The following is an 18,456-nucleotide window of genomic DNA, read 5'->3' on the forward strand; positions in this document are numbered from 1 at the left end:
CCCGGGGCTTTTTCTGTTTTCCGTGGTTTTCCGTGCGGCCAATAATTAGCGCTCGCGGCGCGGCCCGACCGCGCGCAGGGCGCCGAGGATCGCGACGAGGTCGACGACCTCCTGCAGCCACGCCCCGGCGAGGGCGGGCAGCAGGCCGAACGCGGCGACGAGCATGAGCCCGACGCTGATGATGATGCCGAGCCACACGCTCTGCAGGGCGATTCGCACGGTGTCCTGGCCGATGCGCACCGCGTGTGCGACGCCCGCCAGCGAGTCGAAGCGGTTCACCACATCCGCCGACTCGCTCGCTGCGGTCGCGCCGCGCGCGCCCATCGCGAAGCCAATGTCGGCGGCCGCGAGTACCGGCGCGTCGTTGAGGCCGTCGCCGACCATGATCAGCGGCCGCGGCTCGACGCCGGCGACGATCTCGACCTTGTCGCGCGGCCGGCACTCGGCGTGCACCTCGTCGATGCCGAGGCTCGCGGCGATGGGCTCGGCCGTGGCGGCGATGTCGCCGGTCACCATGAGCCGTCGCTCGACGCCGAGGGATGCGAGGCTCGCGACGGTCTCGGCCGATTCGGGCCGCACCTGGTCGCGCATAACGAGGGTGCCGACGACCGCGTCGTCGAGGGTGACGTAGATCGCGAGCTCGCCCGAGCCCAGCGCCGCGTTCTTGAGCGCGGGCGCGAACGAGCGCACCCACGCCGGCTTGCCGACGCGCACGGTGCCGCGCCACGGCGCATCCTCGGCGAGAGTGGCGGCGACGCCGTTGGTGGCGACCTCCTCGGCCTGCGAGATGTTCGCGAGCTCGAGTCCGCGCTCGGTGGCAGCGGCGATGACGCCGCCCGCGAGCACGTGCGACGAGTAGACCTCGGCCGATGCCGCGAGGCGCAGCACGTCGTCGGCGCTGAAGCCGGGAGCCGCGTCGATGCGCTCGAGCGAGGGGCGCCCGCTCGTGAGCGTGCCGGTCTTGTCGAACGCGACAGATTTCGCGCGGGCGAGCTGCTCGAGGGTGTCGCCGCCCTTGACGATGAGGCCGAAGCGCGCGGCGCGGCTCATGCCACCGAGGAACGCGACCGGCGCCGCGATGAGCAGGGGGCACGGCGTCGCGACGACGAGCACCTCGGCGAAGCGCACCGGGTCGCCCGAGACGGCCCAGGCGATGCCGGCGATGACGAGCGCGAGGATCGTGAACGGCACGGCGTAGCGGTCGGCGAGGCGCACGACCTTCGACTTGCTCTGCGAGGCCTCCTCGACGAGCTGCACGATCTGCTGGAATTCGCTGTCTCGCGCGAGGGCGACCGCGCGCATCCGCACCGCGACCGAGCCGTTGACCGCGCCGCTCGAGACGCGCTCGCGGGCCGCCCGGGTGACGGGCAGGCTCTCGCCGGTGAGCGAGGACTCGTCGAAGACGGCTCGGTCGTCGAGTAGCACCGCGTCGACCGGCACGAGCGCGCCGGGGCGCACGAGCAGTTCGTCGTCGATCTCGATGTCGTCGACCGGGAGCTCTTCGGCGGTGCCATCGGGTCGGATGCGCACCGCCGTCTGCGGGGCCCGCTGGAGCAGCGCGGTGAGCTCGTGCTTCGAGCGGTTCGAGGCGTAGTCCTCGAGCGCGGCGCCGCCCGTGAGCATGAGCACGACGATGAGCGCGGCCCAAACCTCGCCCACGAGCACGGCGGCCGTGATCGACGTGACCGCGAGGATGTCGAGGCCCGCGTGGCCGCGCAGCAGCTCGCGCACCATGCCGACGGCCTCCCACGCCGCGATCGCGATGGCGTACGTGCCGACGAGCGACGGAGCGATGCCGCTCGCCGGGGTCGCGAGCAACGTCAAGCCGACGATGCCGACCACGATGGTCGCGGCGACCAGTGGATAGGAGCTGAGGGCGGAGCGGACATTGTTCATGTCTTAATTATCGTAAAAATCCCTGGTCAGCGCTAGGAATGGAAGGCTTACCTCAGTCGCTCTTGCCGGTGTTGCGCGGGTGGCGAGGTCGGCCGCGCGTACGCTCGTTGGGTGACCACCGACGCCGCGCCAGAACCCGCCCCGAAGCCGGGCATCGTCTACTACGTCGGGCGGGCCGTGCTGCGGCCGTTGCTGTGGCTCGCGTATCGGCCGCGGGTGCGCGGGCGGGCGAACGTGCCGAAGCAGGGGCCGGTGCTGCTGGCGAGCAATCACCAGTCGGCGTGGGACACGATTTTGATTCCGGTTTCGGCGCCGCGGCCGGTGCAGTTCTTGACGAAGTCGGCGCTGTTCACGGGGTCGGGGCTTAAGGGCAAACTCGGCCGCTGGTTCTTCACCTCGATCGGCGGCGTACCCGTCGTGCGTGCCGCGGGGCGCGACGCGCGGGCGGCGCTCGACGCGGGCAGCCGCATCCTGCAGGCCGGCAGCGCGTTTTGCGTGTTTCCGGAGGGTACGCGATCGCGCGACGGCCGCCTGCACAAGGGGCACAGCGGCGCCGCCTGGATGGCGCTCGACACGAACGCGCAGGTCGTGCCGGTCGGCATCCTCGGCGCCGACGGGATGCGCGCCTTTCGCCACTTCGGCCGCTCGCGCCACGTCGAGGTGCGCTTCGGCGCGCCCCTCGACCTCAGCGACCTCGCCGCACTGCCCGGCGGCCGCGCCCGCACCGAGGCGACCGAACGCATCATGGCCGCGATCGCGCAGCTCACGGGGCAAGAACGCTCGGATGCGGTGAACGCGACCTCGCGCGACGCCCGGTAGCGCTGGGCGGCCGCGCCGCGCATCCATGCCACTGCGCGCTCGCGGCGGGCTACTTGCCGACGGCCTTGCGGATGAGGGCGCGCAGCTGCTGCTCGATCTCGTCGTCGATCTCGAGGGCCGCGTACGAGGTCGGCCAGAACTTGCCGTCGTCGAGCTGGGCGTTCTGCTGAAAGCCGATGGTCGGGTAGCGAGTGTTGAACTTCGACGCCGGCTGCAGAAACACGAGCACATCGCCGTCGTCGGCGTACGACGGGAAGCCGTACCAAGTCTTCGGGTCGAGCTCGGGCGCCTCTTCGCTCACGATGACGTGCAGCCGCTCGGCGACCTGCTTGTCGGCGCCGGTCAGCCCGTTGATCGCGTCGAGGCAGGCCTGATACTCGCGCTCACGCTTCGCCGCGCCCTTCACGCCCTTCTGCGCGCGGAGCTCCTCGGCGCGCTGCTTCATTGCAGCGCGTTCGGCTTCGCTGAATCCCGATTCGTTGTTGGCCATGACTGACTCCTTCGTCGTGCGGAACCCCGAGATTGTCGCACCCGGCGCTGGGGTGAGCCCGCGCATCCGGCTGGGTTGCGCATCCGGTATGACGACGCCCGTCGGGAAGCGGCAAAGCGCGCGGAAATCAGGGACACTAGGACTCGTACTTAGGAGGGGGTGCGCATGACTGAGCCAACCGCAGACGATTCGCAGCGGCTGACGAGTCGCGCGCCTGCCGAAGCGCCCAGCTCGGATGCGCCGGTCGAGACCTCCGCGCAGGCAACGGATGCGGTCGGGTCACCCGCCGCCGGCGATGCTCCCGAGGCTGCGGCTCCCGTCGAATCGGCTGAGGCTGCCGAGCCCGCCGACGCTGTCGAGGCCGCCGCGACGGCTGAGTCCGAGGACGACCCTGCAGCTGTCGAGGCCGCCGAGGCTGCTGTAGCTGCGCCGGACGCTGAGCCGACCGAAGCGGCCGAACCAGCCAAGTCATCGACGTCGTCGACGCGGGCGACCACCGCATCCGGCAAGAACAAGGTCATCGCGGCGGGGGATCTCGCGAGCAGCGGTCCCTCGGTGGAGGAGGGCATCACGATCGCCCAGGCGGCGGCGCGGCTCGAGATGAAGAACCACATCCTCATGGACATCCTCGGTTCGGGCGGCGAGTTCTCGCGCAAGCGCTACCTGCGCGAGGCGATGCAGATCCTCACCGATCTCGCCGACGAGAGCGACAACGAGGTGGCTTACCTCGACCAGATGATCAAGCGCGCCCGCAGCCTCGGCTTCAAGTCGACGGGCATGCACGATTACCGCCGCGGCGACATCGCGAATCTCAAGCACCGCAAGGAGAACGCCGAGACGGTCGCGGCCGACCTGCGGCGCCGCTCGACCGATGAAGGCACGCTGAACACCCTCGTCACGGTCTCGCAGCAGGCCGCGTGGCGCGAGGTCGCGCGCAATATCGAGTTCAACCTCGACTCGGAGTTCGCGCAGGTGCCCGTCGGCGTCGATGAGCCGGGGGAGCGGGCCGACCGCATCTCCGAGGTGATCCGCCTCGACCTGCCGCGCCTCGAACGCGATCAGAAGCGCCTGCAGCGACGCGCCCGCGCCGAAGCTGCCGAGGCCGAACGCAAGGAAGCCGCCGCGGCCAAGCCGCGACCCAAGGGCCTGCGCGGCCTCCTCAAGGGACTCCGCCGCCGATAACCCACCCCGCCTCGCCCACAAGTCATGGGTGTCGCGGTTGGTCCCATCTGGCCCCGTTTTCGTGGCGAGAATGGGATCAACCGCAACACCTATGGATGCTTGGGAGCGGTCAGCGGCCCGGCGTGCACCGAGAGTAGGGTGGCGCGCATGAACGGCACCGAAGTACTCCGCGACCTCGCCACCCGACCCCGCGACGCGCTGCTCGAATTCCGCACGAAACTCAGCGACGAGGCGCTCAACTCGCACCCCGCCGGCCACGACAACTCGCCCGCCTGGCTCATCTGGCACGCCGGCCGCGAGATCGACGCGCAGCTCGCGCCGCTCGCAGGCACGGATGAGGTCTGGCCGCGGTTCCGTGAGCAGCTCGCGCTCGGCGCACTCGGCGACACGAGCGGCTACGGACAGACGCCCGAGCAGGCACGCAGCATCGTCGTCCACGACGCCTCGCCGCTGCTCGACTACTTCGTGGCGACGACGGATGCGCTGCTCGCCTACCTCGGCACGCTCAGCGACGCGGACCTCGACGACGTCATCGACACGAACTGGAACCCGCCGGTGACCCGCGGCGCGCGCCTCGTCAGCATCATCGACGACGCGGCGCAGCACATCGGCCAGGCCGCGTACGCGGTCGGCACGCAGAGCTAGCTAGCCGACTCCGGCCGCGCTCGCGGCAGCCAGACCGTCATGGTCGTGCCGACGCCGACTTCGGAGGTCGCGCGAATCGTGCCGCCGTGTGCCGTGACGATCCGGTCGACGATCGAGAGGCCGACGCCGGTGCCCCGCTCGCCGCCATCGCCCGACTGACTTCCCCTGAGAAAGGGCACGAACAGCTGCGACAGCTCATCGGGCGGCATGCCGGGCCCGTGATCGACCACGCGCAGCGTCACCCCCGTCGGGTTGCCTTCAAGCCGCACCTCGGCCAGGCCCTGCTCGCCGCCGTACTGAATCGCGTTGCTCAGCAGCGCATCGAGCACCTGCGCGATGCGCTGCTTGTCGGCGACGACGAGCAGCTCGTCGGGCGCAACCAGTCGCAGCTTCGTACCGCGCAGCGCCGCGGCGGTGCGCAGCGACTCCATGACCCGCCGCGAGAATCCGACGAGCTCAAACTCGCGCCGCGAAATGTGCAGCTGCCCTCGCCGCGTTTGTTGCTCGAGCAGCAGGTCGTCGATGAGCTTGAGCACCTGCTCGGCATTGCGCTGCACCACGTCGAGGTAGTTCGGCACGGGGGTCTCGCGCACCGCCCCCGAAAGCTCGTCGTGCGTCATGCTCGCGGTGGCCTCGCGCAGCTGCTCGACCTCGTCCTGCGTGATGTCGACGTACCCGAGAATCGAATTGAGCGGCGCCCGCACCTCGCTCGAGAGCCCTGCAACGAACTCGTCGCGCTGCCGCAGCAGCTGCTGCATCGCGGTGACGTCGGCCGCGACCACGATGAGGTGCCCCTGCAACTGGCCCTCATCACGCAACGGGTAGGCGCTCACCGAGAACGCCTTCTGCGGCCCGGTCGGTTCGCCGACGAGGATGAGCTGGTTGCGCACCGTCTCGCCGCGCATGGCCCGGCGGATGGGGTTTTGGCTCAGCTTGTAGGGCGTCACGCCGTCGGGCATGTAGCCGCCGATGCTTGCGATCGCGCGCAGGCTGCCGTCGGTGTTGGTCGCGTACTGCTTGATCAGCCGGTCGCCCGCCTCGTTGCGCACGATCGTCTCACCCGAGGAGTCGAGGAGGTTGACGGCGACGTCGATGTTGTTCAGCGTGCGACGCAGCAGCTCGCGCGAATGCTGACTCTCCTCGGTGAGCCGCGACTGCTCGGTGAGCAAGGCGCGCAGCCGTGCATCCATGCCGAGCAGCAGGCCGCCGACCACGAGCACGGTGAGCGGCAGCACCGCGACGACGATGAGCTGCGCCGGGTCGAAGCCGAAGGTCGACGCGAACACCGACGGGATGGTGATCGAGCAGATCACCAGCACCACCGAGGCCCACAGCCCGCGCCACTTGTATGTGAGCATGAGCCAGGTCGCGGGGAAGAACACGAGCGGCGAGAGCGCGGCTCCCTCTGGCAGGGCACCGAAGCGGCTCAGGCCGAGGGCGATGAAGTCGAGCAGCGCGATGACGAGCACGCTCTGCGCAGCTCGCGGCAGCTTCCACTCGAAAACCGCGAGCAGGGTCGCGAGCCCTAGCAGCACGACGCCGACCGCCATGCACGCCACGCTGTTGCGCGAATCACCGTCGAGAAAATACGCGATGTCGGCGATGAGTAGCACGAGGGCGAACGCCCCCTGCGTCGCGATCGCGAACGGCCGAGGCTTCGCGGCAACGAACCCGTCGTGGAAGAACGCCGACACGGCGTCGCGGATGCTCATGACGGGTTTTCGGGGGAAGGGTCGAACAAGGGTGGCGCTCCGTAGTCTCGCTCTCGGCGCCGGGGTCGGCGTGAGTGGTTTTGCGACGCGTACCAACAATCCCGCGAACGGGGCGTTGAACGCCAGTCAATCTTTGTTTTTTGTGCGCACGCTCGGGCAAGTGCTAAAGCATGCAAATTAAATCGATTAATAACGCTGCGCTGATCGGGGGTTCCGCTCGGATCATATGCGGCTTCATCGTGAAATGAGGCCTTTCGGTGGGGTGATCGGTAGGGGTGAAGTACATGTCGTACGCATAGATATCCCGAGAGGGTGGGGAGATAGTGGTACCGGGCTTAGACGAGGGCCCGACGGGGGAGGAACACCCAGCTGACGAACTCGTCACGTAGGCGAGCCGAGAAAACTTGCCTTCGAGCTTGAACTCAACAACGACGGTTGGCTCGGTGCACTCCGGGCCTGAAGTAGGAGATGACCAACGCTGGTCTGACACCTCCAGGGACGTGAATTGCGAATGCCTGAAAATCGGTCATGGCTTGAACCCACCAAGCTGGTGCGTCGACGTTTTGCTCCTATCTGGAACGCCTTGCCACAGCTTACGGTGCTGGCGACCCTGCTCGGCTGGGGGCGCTCGACCTGGATTCAGCAGTGCGACGCCCACATTCGCGAGGAACAGCCCGACGTCGCCACCGAATGGGCCTACACCCGCGCCCAGCTCGTCGAACTTCTGCACCAGCCGGGTGGCGATGAGCACCGCGTGATCCTCGCCGACGCGCTCCTCAGCGCGGCCGACGACGCCCTCTGGCCCGTCATCACCGAGGCGCTCGCCGAGAACCCGCAGGTTCGCCTGGTCATCTCGAGCGTCGACGTGCCCCGCGCCGATCTCATCGGCCACCTCGACTACCTCGTGCTCACCGAGCGCGACCTCGCGTTCAGCCGTGCCGAGGTGCGCGAATACGTCGAGCTCACAACGGGCAGCAACCACGAGGCCCTCACGATCGCCGTCTCCGACGGTCTGCGCGGCATGATCGAACTCATCTCGCGTCGCCTTCGTGCTCACCTCGATCAGCACGACCGGCTCGGCTGGGGCATCGCCGAGAGCTCGCCCGAGGTGCACGCCCTCAACCTCATCCGCCGGCCAGTCGGGGTGACGCTGCCGAAGCTCAGCAAGACCTGGCAGATCCTGCAGCGGGTGAAGGAGCTGCGCGCGTTCTCGGCCATGCAGCTGCACACGCACCTCGACGGCACCGAGCTCGCCGACGGCATCGACCTCGACGAGATCTTCATTCGCTTCCGCAACTTCCCCTTCTTCACCGTCGAAAACGACATCGACACCGGCGACGAGCTGCTCGTCTGGCAGCACGCCGCGTGGCAGCAGGTCGGCGCCGAGGTGCCCGAGGAGGTGCGCCGCGAGCAGCTCGAGACCGGCCTCGCGACCATCCGGCGCTCGGGCGGCATCGTCGCGCAGACCTATTACCTCGTCGCGCTCGAGCGCTTCGACGAGGCCAACCTCATCGTCACGCACAACTACCAGCACTTCATCGCGGGGCTCGACGCGGTCACGGCCGCGGTCATTGGCGACGCGACGCTGCACGCGAACATTCACCCGGCGCTCGCGGTGTTGCAGGCCGACATTCGCATCCGCAGTGGCCTCGCCGAGCGCGACCTGCGCGAGCCGCTCGACCAGGCGCTCAACGCCCTGCGCGCCGTCACGGCGGCCGACGTCGAGAGCGAATTCGCGCGCACCGCGCTGCTCGCACACACCTCGGCCTTCGTCGGCGACCGCCCGCGCGTGCTGCGCTACCTCGAGTATGCCTCCGAACTGAGCGTCGGCTTGCGCACCCGCTTCGGCCAGATGTCGACACGCACGCGCTCGCGGCTGGCCGAGCATCACACCCTGCTCGTCAAGGTCGCGATGCAGGTCGACCACCTCGCCCGCGCGCTCCGCATCGCGCGCGAGGCCGTGCGCCTGAGCAATCCGGGCGACATGGGGCACGTCGGCCGCACGCGCGACGTCGTGAACCTCGAGGATGCGGTTGGGATGCGTTCGCTCGCGGGCAGCGTCAGCCCGCACCAGGACGGCATGTACGGTGCCTCGGTGTCGGTGCGGTTTATCGAAGAGGGCGACGATGCCGCCGCGATCGACTTCCTCCAGACCCTCCAGGCCCTGCGCATCCGCACCGCCTCGCGCTCGGCGATCGACGCGCACATTCTGCTCGTGCGCGCGCTCGCCGCGCCGGCCGAGCTCTCGGTGCGGGATGTGCTGCAGCCGATCGAGCGCAGCGCCGAGCTCTGGCGCACGGGCGTGCCGAGTACCTACCTCTCGTTCGCCGTGCTGCTCGCCGCCGCGTCGCGCAACCGCCAGGACGAGGGCGCCGAGATCGTCGCGCGCATCGCGAAGTCGCGCGACCCCTTCGCCCGCCTGACGCGGATGCTCTGGGCCCAGTGGAACGGCAACTTCGTCGAGTCGCTCGGCGAGGCGAGCCACGCCGGCTTCGAGGGCCTGCCGCGCTTCGCGGTGCTGCAGCGCGTGCTCGTCGCGGTCTCACAGCTGCGACTCGAGGATGCGCAGGGCTGCGTGCAGGAGCTCTGCAGCGCCTGGGGTGAGTTCGAGGCGCCGCGCCTGTTCCGCTTCGCGCTGCGCTTCATTCCGCAGGACGTCTTCGACGAATTGTTCGGAATGCGCGATGACCTGCCCTCGGGGCTGGCTCGCGTGCTCGAGGAGTCGGCGGTCGACAAGCGGAATATCTCGTGGAAGACGGTCTCGGCCCTTTCTCGCAGCGAGATCGAGGTCGTGCGCCTGCTGAGCCATGGCCTCAAGAACCAGGAGATCGCCGAGTCCCGGCACGTCACCTTCGGCACGGTGCGCACGCAGCTCAAGAGCATTTACCGCAAGCTCGGGGTGAGCGACCGCACGGGAGCCCTCGCCGAGGCCCGGGCACACGGCCTGATTTCGCCCGCCGGTGGGACCGGTTCTGATGTGTTCGCGAGGAAGGTCGCCGCCGACAAGTAGGCCGCCGTAACCCCGTGACATTTCACACTGTTCAATGTCGGAGGCCGGGGCGATAATGAGGGCAATTCCAGCCGGCGCGGCCTCGCGCCCGGCTCCCGACGCTTGGGGAGAGGGTGTCGAATAGGTGGTTTCGCCCGAATCAATGTGGAGCGAGCAGCGGTTGCTCGTCCGTCGCCGCTTCGCGCCCATTTGGCATGATCTGCCGCAGCTCACCCTGCTCACCGCGTTTCACGGCTGGGGGCGCTCGGTCTGGTTGCAGCAGTGCCTCGAGTACGTCGAAACCAACGTGCCCGGGGCCGCCTGCGAGCAGGCGGTGACCCGAACGCAGTTCGCTCGGCTGCTCGGCGAGCGTGGTGACGCCGAACAGCGCATCGTCGTCGCCGACGGACTCGTCAACTCGGTTGACGACGAGCTCTGGCCCAAGATCGCCGACCACCTGCGCGCCGACCCGACGCTGCGGGTGGTCATGACGAGCATCGACCCGCCGCACCTCGAGGCGTTCTCGGGCATCGAACTGTTGCGGCTCTCGTCGCAGCAACTCGCGTTTACGAAGGCCGAGACCGAGGCCTACGTCGACCTGGTTGCCGGCCCCGGGCGCGGAGCCCTCGCCGAACTCGTCGGCGACGGCTCGAAGGGGCACCCGGCGATCATCGCGCGGCAACTGCGCAATCGTCTGGCGAAGACCCTCGACGGCTTGTGGGACGCCTCCGAGCATCCGCCCGAGGTACACGCCTTCGCGCTCACAAGCCGCAACACCGACATCGCGGCGCCGAGCGAGAGCTGCCTCTGGCGCGTGCTGCGCGTGGCGCGCGAACTGCGTTCGTTCTCGGCGCGGCAGTTGCAACTGCACCTCGAGGGCCGCTCGGACTGCGTCGGGGTGAGCCATGCCGAGGCCTTCGAGCAATTTCGCCACCAGCCGTTGTTTACCCGTGTGCTCGACTTCGAGTTTGGCGAGGAGCGCATCGCCTGGGTGCCCTCGGTGTGGCAGCAGGTGCAGCACGAAAGCACCGACGCGCAGCGCACGAGCAGCAACCTGCGCGCCCTCGAGACCGCCCGGCGACACGGGCGCCTCGCCGATCAGCTCTTCTATCTGCTCAGCCTCGAGCGCACCGACGACGCTGACAAGCTCGTCGCTGACAACTACCAGCAGATGATGAATGTGCTCGACGCCGCCTCGGCGGCGCTCGTGAACGACCTCACTGTCGTGCCACGCCGCACGCCGTCGCTCGCGATTTTGCAGGCCGAGGTGCGCATCAGCGATGGCGCGAAGCCGTGTGATGTGCGCGAGCTGCTCGAGGGCGCACACGCAGCGTTGCTCGCGACCTCGGTGAGCGACCTGCACGAGCAGATGACGCGGGCGACCATGCTCGCCTACGCCGCCACGTTCCTCGGCGACCGGGTGCGCGCGCGGCGTTACCTCGCGCGCATCCGCGATGTCGTCGACGGACCGCTCGGCCGCGCACTGCAGCGGGCGAGCCACGAGATTCGTTCACAGACTGCGTGCCAGCTCGGGCTGTTGGTGTGGGCCGCGATGCTCAATGACGAGCCCGCGCTTGCGCTGAAGCTGGGCCGCGGCATGCTGCTCTACGGCAGCGATACCGACCGCGAGCAGTCGCAGCGGCGAGACACCCTCGCGAGCATCGAAGACTTCTTCGGCCTGCGCTCGATCGGCGCGCGCAGCACGCAGGCGCTCGGCGCTGGCGTGCTCGGGGACGCGGTGCCGCTGCGGCTCATCGACGAGGGGCAGGATGCTGCGGCCGTTGCCTACCTCGCGGCCCCGATGGCCGTGCGGATCGCGACCGCGGCGCTCGTCGCGTGGGACACCATGGTGTTGTTCGTGCGCGGCATCGCGCAGCCCGACGCCTTGACCTCGCGTGAGGTGCACGAGTCGCTCGAGCGCGCGGGCGCCCTCTGGGGTAGCGCGGCGCCGAGCACGATGCTCGCCTTTGCCGCGTTCGGTGCCTTCGCGAACCTCGGTGACCGCGAGTCGGCCGCCGCGCTTGTTGCTCGGCTCGCCGACCAGCACGACGTCTTCGCGCGCATCGTGCGCTCACTCTGGTCGATGTGGAACGGCGACTTCGCGGCCGTGACGGTCGAGCTCACGCCCGAAACGCTCGGCGAGCTGCCCCGCATAGCGGCGCTCGGCCGAGTGCTGCTCGCCGCCGCGGCGCTGCGCACCGGGCAGCCGCAGCAGGCCGCGCAGCAGCTGCGCGAGGCGTGGGCCCTGGTCGAGGCGCCGCCCCTGCTGCGCTTTGCGCTGCGGTACGTGCCGCAAGGCATAGTCGACGAGTTCTCGCTGCTCGGCGCCGAGCTCGAGCCGGGGTTGCGGGATGCGCTCGACCAGGCGCGCGGCGACGCCCGGCACGTGCACTGGCAGCCGGCGGTGCAGCTCACCCGCAGCGAGGCCGAGGTGTTGCAGCTGCTCGCCCGCGGCCTCAAGAACACCGAGATCGCGACCCATCGACACGTGTCAATCGACACGGTGCGATCGCAGCTCAAGAGCCTCTACCGCAAGCTCGAGGTGACGAACCGCGACGAGGCGATCGACGCATCCCATCGCCTGCGCCTGCTGCCGCACGAGGGAGGCGGTGGGGCGAGTGACGCGTACCCTCGCCAGACCGCGGCCGACCGCTAACCAACGCCCGACAGGGCAGGGGGTGAACAAAAATGCAGGGGGGATACGCCGCAGGGTGAAAACTTTGAATGTTCACTCATAAACGCTGTTTAAATACGTTTCAACCGGGGTATAACTAGAGATGACGGAATAGCGTCCGACGGTTCAGCGCACCTGCTCCTCGTCGACCTGATCCATACGGCAGCTCAGCGGTTCGTCGCTCCTCAGCATGCCGTGTCGGTGGCCGCGATTACGGTCGCGTGGCGGTGCCTTGACCGCGCACGATCCGAGTCGGTCACACCCCAGCGCCGTGGAAGCGGCGCAAACATGGCACACCTGCGCCCGAGCAGGTGAAGAGCGACACCCATCTCGAAATGAGCGTGAGATCCAGTTGCCCACATCTATTTGGAAGTCCGTCCCCACCCTCGTTCGCACGAGGTTTGCGCCGATCTGGGACGAACTGCCGCAGCTCACCGTCGTGTCGGTGTTTCCGGGTTGGGGAGCCACGGTGTGGCTCGAGCAGTGTGTTGCCCACCTCGCCGAGCACGAACCCGAGACCCGCGTGGTCGAGACGGTGACGCGCGCCCAGCTTCGGCGCCATCTCAATGAGGTTAACCCTGCCGAGCAGCTCGTGCTCGTCGCCGATTCGCTCGTCAATGCGGTCGATGACAACATGTGGCCGCGCATCCTTGCGGAACTCGAGGCGAATCCGCGCCTTCGGGTGGTCATGACGAGCGTCGACACCCCGCCCTTTGAGCAGCTCTACGACATCGACGTCATCGCCTTGAGCGAACGCGACCTCGCGTTCACTGAAGAGGAGGTCGAGGCGCTCGTCGAGCTCACGACCGGTCGGGCGCAGCCGGCCCTCGCGACCCGCGTTGGTGAGGGCACGTACGGGCATCCGATGCTCGTGACGCGACAGCTGCGGGTGCGGCTGGGCCAGCAGTACGGCTCAACGTGGCGCATTGCCGAGACCTCGCCGCTTGTCTTCGTGCTCGAGCGTTCGGGCCGGCGCTCGGCTGGCGGCGCCATGCGGCCGAGCAAGATCTGGCAGGTGCTCCACGGCGCTCGCTCGCTGCGGTCGTTCTCGGCGAGTCAGCTGCAGACGCACTTTCAAGACGATGCCAATCTCGTCGATTCCGACTTCGCCGAGATGTTTCAGCGGTTTCGCTATCTGCCCTTTCTCGCCCGCTCGATTGACTTCGAGCTCGGCGAGGAGCGGCTCATGTGGGCGGCGAATGTCTGGCAGGCCCGCCTGCAAGAACTGACTGACGAAGAGCGCACTGCGATGTTCGAGCAGGGGCTCGCCACCGCCCGCGCGCACGGCCGGCTTACGGGCGAGCTGCACTACCTGATGTCGCTCGGCCGGTTCACCGAGGCCGACGCCCTCGTTGCGGGCAATTACCAGCAGATCTTGCAGGTGATCGACGATGTGCAGGCGTCCTACATCGTCGAGGCGCTGATTGACCCGCACGAGACACCGGCGCTGTCGATCATGCAGAACGAGGTGCGGTGGACCAACGGCACGCCGATCCGCGAGCTGCTGCCGAGGGCCCGCGTCGCGCACGCCGCCTTGCGCGACCGCACGGCGCGCACGCCGCAGGACGAACTCGACCGGGCAAGCATGCTCGCCTACACGGCGCTATTTCTCGGCGAGCGCGCCCGCACGGTGCGCTACCTCGACTATGTGCTCGAGTTGTCGGCTGGGCCGCTCGGCGAGGCGCTGCAGGGTTCGGAACAGGCGGCTCGGTCGCGTGCGGCGAGTCACTTCGGCCTCCTCTTGTGGGTCGCCGTCATGGCCGATCAAATGACGACGGCACTGCGCCTCGGCGAGCAGGCGCTGCGGTACGGCACGAGCTCGGATCGCGCGCAGCCGCAGCGGCAGGATTCGCTCGCCGCGGTCGAGGACTTTCTCGGTCTTCGGCAGCTCGGCGAGCACGCGCTTCCCGCGGGGCACGGCATCGTGGGGCACACCCTCGCGCTGCGGCTCGTTGAGGAGGGGCGCGATGCCGAGGCCATCGAGGTGCTCGAGGCGCCCGTCTTTGTGCGGATCGCGGCGGCGGCGAAAAGCTCGCTGCAGACGTTCACCATGCTCGTGCGCGGCCTTGCCGCCCCTGAGAGCTTCAGCGAGCGTGACGTGCAGCGGGCCCTCGAAAAAAGCGAGGAGGTCTGGAACGACGCCTACCCCAGCACGATGAGCGCGTTTGCCGCGCTCACGGTCTACCTGAACCAGGGCAATCGCGCGGCGGCCTCGGCACTGGTCGAACGGGTGGGTGATGCCGATGATTACCTCGCGAACACGATGCGTACGATCTGGGATCAGTGGCACGGAGAGTACGAGTCCTCGCTCGGGTGGGTTCAGCCCGAAGCACTCGGCGACATCCCTCGCTTCAGCCTCCTGAACCGCGTGCTGCATGCGGCCTCCCAACTTCGCCTCCAGCGCGCAGCTCCGGCGGTGCGTGGGCTCAACGCGATGTGGCGCGAGTTTGAGTCGTCGGCACTGTTGCGCTGGTCGTTGCGCTACCTCCCGCGGGCAAGTGTCGAAGCGATGCTTGAGCTTGAGGGTCAGCTCGACGGCCGGGTCGTCGCCGTTGTGCGCGCCTCGCTCGGCGATGCGCACCACGTCGAGTGGTACGAGAGCTTTGCGTTGACGCGCAGCGAGATCGAGGTGCTCGAATTGCTTGATCAGGGGCTCAAGAACACCGAGGTCGCGAGTGAACGGCACGTGACGATTGCCACGGTGCGTTCACAACTCAAGAGCATTTACCGCAAACTCGGGGCGGCCGGGAGGGCCGAGGCCCTCGAGATTGCGCACCGTAACCAGCTACTGGGGCGTGAGGCGGCGCCGGAGGACTTCAGCGACCACGGCACCAAGCCGATTCGCGCTGTGCCCCGCAATGGTGAGCGCGGCGCAGCGCCGGTGCCGCCGGTGGGTGACGACGGCACCGCCGGCGGTGGTGGGGGCCAGGATTCGTTCCCTCGGTCGACAGCGGCCGATAAGTAGCCACGTTTTTGCGGCGCAGGTGCGGGTGACCCGATTCGGGCCACCCGCACCTGCGCGTTTCCGCGCCATCGCGGCCCGCGAGGGCGTTCGGTGGGGGGGGGGATGTCGCGTCGCCTGGCGACACGTGTTGGGCGAGACCTTCGGTCGTGCTTGATGAACGAGGGGGGACGCACGAAAACGCATTGGGGGATGCGGGGGTACGCGGCCGAGATCGTGGGGGTATGCGAGTGGGGAAAAGCGGCGTTGAACTGTCTGTGATTTGGCTGTGCAAAAGGCAACGAACCCATAACTTGAAGGCAGGAATCACCTGGCCTTTTGCCTGACGCCGCGGCGCACCTTCGCTCGCACCCGGCGGTCAAGTGGTTCACCCAACCACGAGACAAGAAGGACTCCCGCATGCAGCAGCGTCGCGCCATGATTCGCCGAGGAACCGCCACCCGCGGTGTCCGCGTCGCGCTGATCGCGGCGCTGCTCGGTGGGCTGGTCGGGATGCCCGCCACCGGTGCCTTCGCGGCCACCGGTGACGAGCCCACGGCAACCCCCACCGCGAGCGAGACTGCCGATGCGTCGACCGAGGCCACCGAGTCGACGACGGCCCCCACGGAGACCGCGGGCGCCGAAGACGACGCCGCGAGCACCGACGCCACGACGGAGTCGTACAACGCGGTGACCCCGAACGCGATCATCTCGCCGATGGCGGTGCCAACGCTGCAGTGCGGCGACGGGTACTTCTATTCGGTGCGGAACGACGGCACCGTGCGCAAGATCAACGCTGAAACGGGCACGGCATCGACCGAGGGCAGTTGGACCGGGCGCTCGGAAGTCAACGGCCTCGGTATCGGCGCGAACGGCGAGACGATGTACGCCTATCAGCGCTCGGGCAACAACGTCCAGAACATTTCGACCATGCTGCGGTGGACCGCAGCAAGCGGTCAGTGGGAGGCCATCCCCGGGAGCGCCAACTCGATCGGTGGGTCGAACGGCCTCGTCGCTGGCGCGGTCGATCTGAACACGGGTCTGTACGTGTATGGCGCCTACTCGACGCAGAGCGGCACCGTTTATCTGAACCTCTACGTCTATAACCCCGCAAGCAACCAGCACACCTACATTGGCCGCGCCAACGTTGGAGACACCTGGGGCGGCAATTACTCCGGGTACAACGGTGACTTCGCCTTTGACTCCACGGGCACCCTGTTTGCGGTGCGTGCGAGCCAAAAGAATGGCAATAACATCCGCATGTCGATCGCGTCGATCAGCGCGAGCCAGCTCGCCGCTGCCATCGCCAATCCTCCCGCACAGAACGCGATTCCCGCGGCAACTGGAACTATCCACACCATCTCCAACGCCCCGAGTGGTGTGAACGGAATCGCCTTCCTGCCGGACGGCACGGTAATGCTCGGCGACGGCACGACCGCGTCAAAGTACAACCCGTCCACGGGTGTGAAGATCCCGAACACTAGCACCCTGACGATTGCGCCCTCGAGCAATTCGAGCACCGACCTCGCGAGCTGCGCCTCGCCCGCCACCGTCACGCTGCTGAAAGACGTCGCCGGCCGCTCCGACTCGAGCGACCAGTTCAACCTGACCCTGCGTGACTCGAGTCAGACCGGCTCGGTCATCTCGACCGGCACGACGAGCGGCTCGGCCACGGGCATCCAGGGTGTTCAGGTCGGCCCGTTCCCCGTGCAGACCGGCCAGGTGGTTGCGATCTCGGAGTCGATGGCCTCGGGCTCGACGTCCACGCTCGCGGACTACACCAGCAGCTACCAGTGCGTTGACGAGACCGGCGCGACCCTCGCATCCGGCAATGCCTCGCAGGGCACCGTGAAGATTCCGAACCGCGGCGGCGCCGCCGTGGTCTGCACGATCACGAACAAGCCGCTCGTCGCCGCGATCAAGGTGACGAAGACGGTGCAGGACTCGCACGGTGAGAACGATGCGCTCGCCTCGGGCTGGGCCATGACCGTCAACCCGACGACCGGCACGCTCACCCCCTCGGCGACGACCCAGACCACGAACTCGAGCGGCGCAAGCAACTGGAAGCTTCGCCTCGGCTCGACCACGGCGACGTCGACGGTCACGGTCACCGAGACGCAGCAGGACGGCTACGTGTTCGTCAGCGGCCAGTGTGTGATTACGAGCCTCGACGGCTCGAAGTCGCAGCCGATCGTCTTCGACGCCGAGTCCGGCACGGTTCCCGGCGTCAAGGCCGGCGACTCGGTGGAGTGCGGCTTCGTGAACAAGGAGCAACCGACCGAGCTGACGATCATCAAGGCCTTCGAGCTGCAGTACGGCGCCCCCGCGGTCGAGAACGACTGGACCTTCACCGCGGCCCCCACCTCGGGCGCGACGCTCAACTACACGAGCGGCGAGACGAAGGAAGTCGCGGCCGGCACCTACGCGATCACCGAGCTGTTCCGCGGCGGCGACGCCAGCGCATCCGGCTATGAACTCAAGTCGATGACCTGCGAGGTCGACGGCACCAGCACGACCATCACCGATGGCAACGTGACGGTGCCCGAGAACAAGGCCGTCACCTGCACGCTCGTGAACACCGACAAGCCCGGCTCGGTCGTCTGGACCAAGGTCGACGGCAACGACAACGAGCTCGGCGGCTCGGAGTGGACCCTCACCGGCCCCGACGGCACCGTCACGACGATCACCGACTGCGACGCGGACGACGCGTCGGAGTGCACCGGCCCCGATCGCGACCCGGCGCCCGGACGGTTCTCGCTGCAGTCGCTCTCGTGGGGCACGTACACCCTCGTCGAATCGGCGGCACCCGCCGGGTACCTGCTCGACGAGACCGAGCACACGATCGTGATCGGCAACGGTGACGGCCAGCAGCTCGATTACGACCTCGGCGCCATCACGAACGACCCGCGCGACGGGCTCGAGATTCCGCTCACCGGTGGGCTCGGCCAGGACGCCTTCCTCTTCGGCGGCGGCGGACTCCTCCTCATTGTCGGCCTCGTCTTCGGCATCCGCGCCCTGCGCCGCCGAGCGACCTCCTAGACCCCAACTCCTCCACCTCACCCACGACTTGGGCGTGCCAACTGCGCCCGAAAACACACCTCTGCGGTG

At 68.3% G+C, this 18,456-nt stretch carries 10 protein-coding genes; 7 read left to right on the plus strand and 3 right to left on the minus strand.

Annotated features, from left to right (window positions below):
- Positions 1–45: 45 nt before the first annotated feature.
- On the minus strand, positions 46–1,896 hold the full coding sequence (locus M3M28_RS00800; RefSeq protein ID WP_249386964.1) for a heavy metal translocating P-type ATPase: 1,851 nt from the start codon (positions 1,894–1,896) through the stop codon (positions 46–48).
- Positions 1,897–2,007: 111 nt separating this feature from the next.
- Between M3M28_RS00800 and M3M28_RS00805 the strand changes: the two genes are divergently transcribed.
- Entirely contained in the window at positions 2,008–2,715 is a 708-nt protein-coding gene (locus M3M28_RS00805; protein ID WP_249386965.1) for a lysophospholipid acyltransferase family protein, read from the plus strand.
- A gap of 49 nt (positions 2,716–2,764) precedes the next feature.
- Here the strand turns inward: M3M28_RS00805 and M3M28_RS00810 are convergent, their stop codons facing one another.
- The gene (locus tag M3M28_RS00810) at positions 2,765–3,205 is read right to left on the minus strand and encodes a hypothetical protein (protein ID WP_249386966.1); all 441 of its coding nucleotides are present in this window, start codon (positions 3,203–3,205) and stop codon (positions 2,765–2,767) included.
- A gap of 165 nt (positions 3,206–3,370) precedes the next feature.
- Between M3M28_RS00810 and M3M28_RS00815 the strand changes: the two genes are divergently transcribed.
- Both M3M28_RS00815 and M3M28_RS00820 read left to right on the plus strand, forming a co-directional pair.
- The gene (locus M3M28_RS00815) at positions 3,371–4,387 is read left to right on the plus strand and encodes a hypothetical protein (protein WP_249386967.1); all 1,017 of its coding nucleotides are present in this window, start codon (positions 3,371–3,373) and stop codon (positions 4,385–4,387) included.
- A gap of 147 nt (positions 4,388–4,534) precedes the next feature.
- Positions 4,535–5,032 carry a mycothiol transferase gene (locus M3M28_RS00820; RefSeq protein WP_249386968.1) on the plus strand — a complete coding sequence of 166 codons (498 nt, stop codon included), beginning with the start codon at positions 4,535–4,537 and terminating at the stop codon, positions 5,030–5,032.
- Here M3M28_RS00820 and M3M28_RS00825 read toward each other — a convergent pair.
- Positions 5,029–6,744 carry a sensor histidine kinase gene (locus M3M28_RS00825; protein WP_249386969.1) on the minus strand — a complete coding sequence of 572 codons (1,716 nt, stop codon included), beginning with the start codon at positions 6,742–6,744 and terminating at the stop codon, positions 5,029–5,031. The genes M3M28_RS00820 and M3M28_RS00825 overlap by 4 nt on opposite strands.
- 583 nt (positions 6,745–7,327) lie before the next feature.
- Between M3M28_RS00825 and M3M28_RS00830 the strand changes: the two genes are divergently transcribed.
- From M3M28_RS00830 to M3M28_RS00845, 4 genes are all read left to right on the plus strand, one after another.
- Positions 7,328–9,754, plus strand: coding sequence for a helix-turn-helix transcriptional regulator (locus tag M3M28_RS00830; RefSeq protein ID WP_249386970.1), 2,427 nt, complete (start codon positions 7,328–7,330; stop codon positions 9,752–9,754).
- A gap of 124 nt (positions 9,755–9,878) precedes the next feature.
- Positions 9,879–12,389, plus strand: coding sequence for a helix-turn-helix transcriptional regulator (locus tag M3M28_RS00835; protein ID WP_249386971.1), 2,511 nt, complete (start codon positions 9,879–9,881; stop codon positions 12,387–12,389).
- 370 nt (positions 12,390–12,759) lie between these two features.
- Entirely contained in the window at positions 12,760–15,372 is a 2,613-nt protein-coding gene (locus M3M28_RS00840; RefSeq protein WP_249386972.1) for a helix-turn-helix transcriptional regulator, read from the plus strand.
- Positions 15,373–15,768: 396 nt separating this feature from the next.
- Positions 15,769–18,387 (plus strand): prealbumin-like fold domain-containing protein, encoded by a 2,619-nt coding sequence (locus M3M28_RS00845; protein WP_249386973.1) that lies wholly within the window; start codon positions 15,769–15,771, stop codon positions 18,385–18,387.
- The last annotated feature ends 69 nt before the right edge of the window (positions 18,388–18,456 follow it).

Source organism: Gulosibacter sediminis (assembly GCF_023370115.1).
Taxonomy (GTDB): domain Bacteria; phylum Actinomycetota; class Actinomycetes; order Actinomycetales; family Microbacteriaceae; genus Gulosibacter; species Gulosibacter sediminis_A.